The 5,853-nt window shown below is 70.4% G+C and carries 3 protein-coding genes; 2 read left to right on the top strand and 1 reads right to left on the bottom strand.

Annotation, left to right across the window (positions count from 1 at the left end):
• Positions 1–128: 128 nt before the first annotated feature.
• Entirely contained in the window at positions 129–2,924 is a 2,796-nt protein-coding gene (locus ACLN58_RS16645; protein ID WP_415856368.1) for an MGH1-like glycoside hydrolase domain-containing protein, read from the bottom strand.
• 149 nt (positions 2,925–3,073) lie between these two features.
• On the opposite strand from ACLN58_RS16645, the gene ACLN58_RS16640 reads away from it, so the two are divergent.
• The gene (locus tag ACLN58_RS16640; RefSeq protein WP_415856367.1) at positions 3,074–5,245 is read left to right on the top strand and encodes a PhoX family protein; all 2,172 of its coding nucleotides are present in this window, start codon (positions 3,074–3,076) and stop codon (positions 5,243–5,245) included.
• A gap of 59 nt (positions 5,246–5,304) precedes the next feature.
• Positions 5,305–5,853 (top strand): thiamine pyrophosphate-binding protein (locus ACLN58_RS16635; protein ID WP_415856366.1); only part of this gene is annotated, 549 nt, incomplete at its 3' end.

Genomic DNA, 5,853 nt, shown 5'->3' with positions numbered 1-5,853 from the left:
CTCCCGGTTGGCCGGGTGTTTTCGGGTGATCTGGCGCCGGACCCGGAGCTGCTCGCCGAGCACGCGGCCCCGCCCGAGCGGCGCGCATGGTGGCTCGACCGGCTGCGCCGGTGCTATCAGGTCTTGGGCTACGGCGTGTCGGCTGGATCCTGAGTCGCGGCCTGTGCCTGACGGCAGATGAGGTGCGCCACGAGGGCCGTCCAGCCGGTCTGGTGTGAGGCCCCGAGGCCCGCGCCCGTGTCGCCGTGGAAGTACTCGCTGAACGTCGGGTGCGCGTCCCACAAGGGGCCCGACGGGTGGTGCCGCGGCGTGCTCGGCCGCCGCCCGCCGTCGTCCGCCCGGAACAGCCGCACGAGCCTGCCCTCGAGCTCGCGGGCGACGACGCCGAGCGGCACGTGCGTTCCCGAGCCCGTGGGGAACTCGACCGTGACCTCGGCCCCTGAGCCTTCCGCGAAGACGGCGAGCGCGTCGGCCACGAGCACATTGACGGGGAACCACACAGGCCCGCGCCAGTTCGAGTTCCCGCCGAACAGACCCGAGTCCGACTCTCCCGGCAGATAGGCGATGCTCATGGGCTGACCCGCGACGTTGACCGTGAACGGCTCGCGATACGCGGCGGAGAGCGAGCGGAGCCCGTACGGGGAGAGGAACTCGTTCTCGTCGAGCAGCCGGGCGAGCACGCGCGTGAGCCGGTCGCCGTGCAGGACCGCGAGCGTGAGCCGCGAGCCCCCGGAGGCGCTGCCGTCCTGGCTCGTTTCGGCGCCCGTGGCCCGCAAGAGCGCGCCCATCTCGTCCGCACGGTGCCGCTGAAGCCAGTGCAGGTTCTGGGCGAAGTCTGGAAGCTCCTCGGACGCCCACGCGGGCGCGACCGCGACCGCGAGGAGCGGCAGGAGCCCGACCATGCTCCGGACCGGCAGCCGCTCCTGGCTCCCATCGCTGGCTACGAGGACGTCGTAGAAGAAGCCGTCTTCCTCGTCCCACAGCTCGACGCCCGCGCTTCCGAACGTGTCCATGGCGTCCGCGATCGAGAGGAAGTGCTCGAGGAATTTGGTCGCGAGATCGTCCCAGACGCGATGCTCGCGTGCGAGCTCGAGCGCGATCCGCATCATGGTCAGGCAGTAGAACGCCATCCAGCTCGTCGCGTCGGACTGCTCAAGCCGATGCCCCTCGGGCAGTCCCTTCGAGCGGTCGAAGAGGCCGATGTTGTCCATGCCGAGGAAGCCGCCCTCGAACAGGTTCGAGCCGTCCGCGTCCTTGCGGTTGACCCACCACGAGAAGTTCAGCAGGAGCTTCGCGAACACGCGCGTGAGGAAGTCCGTGTCTCGGGCTCCGTCGATGCAGTAGACCTGCCACGCGGCCCACGCGTGCACGGGCGGGTTCACGTCGCCTAACGCCCACTCGTACGCGGGGAGCTGCCCGTCCGGGTGCATCGCCCACTCGCGGCACAGGAGCACGAGCTGGGCTTTCGCGAACTCGGGGTCCACGTGGGCAAGCGCGACGCAGTGGAACGCGAGGTCCCACGATGCGAACCACGGGTACTCCCACTCGTCCGGCATCGAGATGACGTCCGCGAGGGCAAGATGCCGCCACGTCGCATTGCGCCCGCCCGGCCCCTGCCGCTCGCCGGGCGGATCCGGGAAGGCTGGATCGCCCTCGAGCCACTCGCGCACCGAATAGCGGTAGTGCTGCTTGCCCCACAGGAGCCCCGCGAAGGCGCGCCGTGCCACGAAGGCGTCCTCCGCCGTCGTCTGTCCCGGCCGCTTCGAGGAACCGCCGGGCATGAGCGCCTTGTAGAACTCGTCCGCCTCGCGCTCCCGGTCCGCGAGGACGTCGTCGAAGCCGATGCCGAACGGATCGAGCGGGAGCGTCTCGCCCGTGAGACGCAGGCGCACGCTGACGCTCGCGCCCGGGGCGATCGCCGGGAAGTGCCAGCGCACCGCGGCCTTCGTGCCGGTCCCCGCCGGGTTGAGGAGGGAGCGGTCGCCGCGCACGATGGCCGCGTCGATGGCGTCCGTCGGGTGGGGCGAGCGGTTCTCCGCCGCGCCGAAGAGCTCGACGTCATTGCTCTCGTTGTCGCAGAACATCACCTCGGGCTGGACCCGGTGCGAGGCTAGAACGGCGCTGTCTGCCGCGAGGACGTAGCGGCCCAGGAACCCGTGCGTGGCCTCGACCGCGACGATCCCGCCGGGCCGGAGCTCGGGCGGCCGAAGCCTGCGCAGCTGCGGCACACGCTCGTCCCGACCCCACGCCCACGTGTTGCGGAACCACAGCTGGGCGACGAGGTCGAGCGGGGCCGGGTCGGGGCCGTGGTTGGTCGCCGTGATCGTGACGCACACGTCGTCGGGGGAGGCCTTCGCGTGCACGGTCTCGACGTCGAAGAAGCGATCCTCCTTCAGGACACCGGTGTCCACGAGCTCGTACTCGGGCGCCGCGCGGGAGAGGTTCGCGGCGGTGCGCACGAGGTCCTCGTACGGATACGCCGCCTGCGGGTAGCGGTACAGGGTCTTGGCCCACGAGTGCGTCGGGGTCGCGTCGAGGTGCCACCAATGCTCCTTCGCGTCCTCCCCGTGGTTGCCCTGGCCGTTCGTGAGGCCGAAGTACCGCTCCTTGAGCCGATCGTCGCGGCCGTTCCAGAGGGCGACACCGAGATTGAGGAAGCCGAACCGGTCGCACAGGCCCGCGATCCCGTCCTCGCCCCAGCGATAGGCGCGCCGGTGAGCGTGGTCGAACGGGAAGAAGTCCCACGCGTCGCCCTCCTCCGAGTAGTCCTCGCGCACGGTTCCCCACTGGCGCCCGGCCAGATACGGGCCCCAGAGGCGCCACGGATCGGAATCGCCCGGGGACTCGGCGAGGCGGCGGTGCTCGGGCGTGTCGGGTTTGGGGGTGTCGGGTTCTGCGCTGTCGGGTTCGGGGGTGTCCGGCATGGCGCCAGTCTGCCATCGGACCCCGACAAATCAGCCGGAAGCACGTTTTCCTGAAATTAACCTGAAAATAGACTGGGATTTCGTGGGGAATGCTGTCCTGAGTGCACTCGCTCCACCGCACCGACCGCACCCACACCCCGGAGGAACCCATGTCTGATCAACGCCGCCCGCTCCTGCCGATGCTCGGCCACGTCCGTGGAAAACGAAGTGCCGTGACGTGCGCGCTCAAGTGCGACAACGCGTGCCTCGGGGAAGTCTGCAACGAATCGTCCAATGGCTACTTCCGCGACGTCGTCGCGGGCGAGCTCTCACGGCGCTCCGCGCTCGGGCTCGGCCTCGCCGGCGCGCTCACGCTCGCGTTCACCGGCGGCCAGCCGGCCGGACGCGCGGAGGCGGCGCCGTCGTCGGTTGGGCCGTCGTCGAACGTCGGGCAGTCGTCGGCGGTGCCCTCGACCTTTGGGCCGGCCGCGCCCCGTCCCAAGGCGCCCAACTCGAAGCTCGACTTCACCCCCATCCGCCCCGTGGACAAGCTCGTCGACGAGTTCACGGTCCCGGATGGCTACGCGTGGCGCCCGATCATCCGGTGGGGCGACGGCCTCTTCGACGACAGCCCCGCCTTCGATCTTGAGCATCAGACCGCCGAGGCCCAGGCCCGCCAGTTCGGCTACAACAACGATTACACGGACATCATCGAGCTGCCCGGGACCGCCGGGAAGCGCGCCGTGCTGTTCACGAACCACGAGTACACGAACGAGGGCATCATGTTCTCCGACGCCCAGGCGGCCGCCGATCCCGCCGGAACGCGCGCCGTCGCGCGGGCCGCCCACGGGCTCAGCGTCGTCGAGCTCGAGCGGCAGAACAAGAACCAGGCGTGGACCTACGTCAAGGGCGCCCCGCTCAACCGCCGTTACCTCACGGACACGGTCTTCGAGTTCACCGGCCCCGCCGCAGGCTCGAGCCTCCTGACGAACCCGAGCGATCCCAAGGGCCGCGAGGGCCGCACCGTCCGCGGGACGCTCGGCAACTGCGCCGGCGGCACGACGCCGTGGGGCACCGTGCTCTCAGGTGAGGAGAACTTCAATGGCTACTTCCGCACCGCGGGGACGTCGAAGGAGGACAAGCGCTACGGCCTCGCCAACCGCGCCACGGCCCGCGTGTGGGAGCTCGACGAGCCGCGCTTCGACACCCGCAACGCGGACTACGCGAACGAGTCCAACCGCTTCGGCTGGATCGTCGAGGTCGACCCGCTCGACCCTACGTCGACGCCGAAGAAGCACACCGCCCTGGGGCGCTTCAAGCACGAGGGCGCGAACGTGCACATCGCCGCGAACGGCCGCATCGTCGCGTACTCAGGGGACGACGAGCGCTTTGATCACCTCTACAAGTTCGTCTCTAAGGGCACCTACCGGCCCGGCACCGGCACGGCAGACCGCGAGCACAACAAGACCCTGCTCTCCGAGGGCAACCTGTACGTGGCCCGCTTCGCCGGCAACTCGCCCGCCGCGGAGATCGACGGCTCGGGCAAGCTCCCCACGGACGGCGCGTTCGACGGGCGCGGCGAATGGCTCCCGCTCGTCGTCGACGGCAAGTCCGCGATCCCGGGCATGAGCGTCGAGCAGGTCCTCGTGTACACGCGACTCGCCGCCGATCTCGCGGGCGCCACGAAGATGGACCGCTGCGAGGACGTCGAACCCCACCCCGTCACCGGCAAGGTCTACGTGGTCTGCACGAACAACTCGAACCGCGGCGTCGGTACGAACGCGGCCCCGGACGAGGCGAACCCGCGCCGCCAGAACCGCGACGGCCACATCGTGGAGATCACCGAGGACGGCGGCGACCAGACCGCGACGACGTTCGGCTGGAACCTCCTGCTCGTGTGCGGCGACCCCGCGAAGAACCAGATGACTTACTTCAGTGACTATCCTGCAGATAACGTCTCGCCCATCTCGTGCCCCGACAACGTCGCGTTCGACTCCTCCGGCTACATGTGGCTCGCGACCGACGGCGCGCCCAGCGCGATTGGCTACAACGACGGCCTGTTCCGCGTGACGCTCGAAGGCCCCGAGCGCGGCAAGGTCGAGCAGTTCCTGTCCGTGCCGCGCGACGCCGAGACGTGCGGGCCCGTGGTCCGAGACGCCGACCGGCACGTGTTCGTCGCCGTCCAGCACCCGGGCGAGGAGGGCACGTTCGCCGCACCGCACTCGTATTTTCCGGACTACGTCCCTGCTCTTGTCTCAGCTGGGGCCGCCCCCGAGGGCGCCGTGCGGGCCCCCCGCCCCGCGATCGTCCAGGTGCTTCCGGCGGTTCACGCCAAGAAGTAACGCCGTTCGAAGAGGCGGGAGCGTCACCGCAGATCGCCGCGCCTGCCTACGATGGAAGCGTGACTTCTCTCGGCTCTCTCGACGCCGCTCGCGAGGTGGTCTCCGGACTCCTCGCGGGCGGCGTCCGTCGCGTGGTGGTATGTCCCGGCTCCCGCAGCGCGCCCCTCGCGTACGCGCTCGCCGAGGCCGAGGGCCGCGGCCTGCTCGAGCTCGTGGTGCGCATCGACGAGCGCTCCGGCGCGTTCACCGCGCTGGGCGCCGCGCTTTCGTCGGGACGGCCGACGGCGGTGCTCACCACGAGCGGCACGGCCGTGGGGAACCTGCTGCCCGCCGTCATGGAGGCGAACCACGCGGAGGTCCCCCTCATCGTGCTTTCCGCCGACCGGCCCGCGGAACTTCACGGGACGGGCGCGAATCAGACCACCGAACAGCTCGACCTCTTCGGCGAGCACGTGCGGTTCGCGACGTCGGTCGCGGCGGGGGAGTCGCCGTCGTCGGCCGTCCGGACCGCGCTCAGCGCGGCCTCGGGGCTCCTGCCCGGCGTCCCCTCGGGGCCTGCACAGCTCAACGTGTGCTTCCGCGAGCCGCTCGTGCCCGCGGGGGCGTGG

The organism is Sinomonas sp. G460-2, assembly GCF_047759905.1.
GTDB lineage: Bacteria > Actinomycetota > Actinomycetes > Actinomycetales > Micrococcaceae > Sinomonas.
The sequence above is the reverse complement of the archived record's forward strand: the minus strand, read 5'-3'. Positions and strand labels throughout refer to the sequence as shown.

Bases quoted from the DNA above. Each gene is read 5' to 3' on its own strand.
- ACLN58_RS16645 (WP_415856368.1), bottom strand. From the start codon at position 2,924: ATGCCGGACACCCCCGAACCCGACAGCGCAGAACCCGACACCCCCAAA.
- ACLN58_RS16640 (WP_415856367.1), top strand. From the start codon at position 3,074: ATGTCTGATCAACGCCGCCCGCTCCTGCCGATGCTCGGCCACGTCCGT.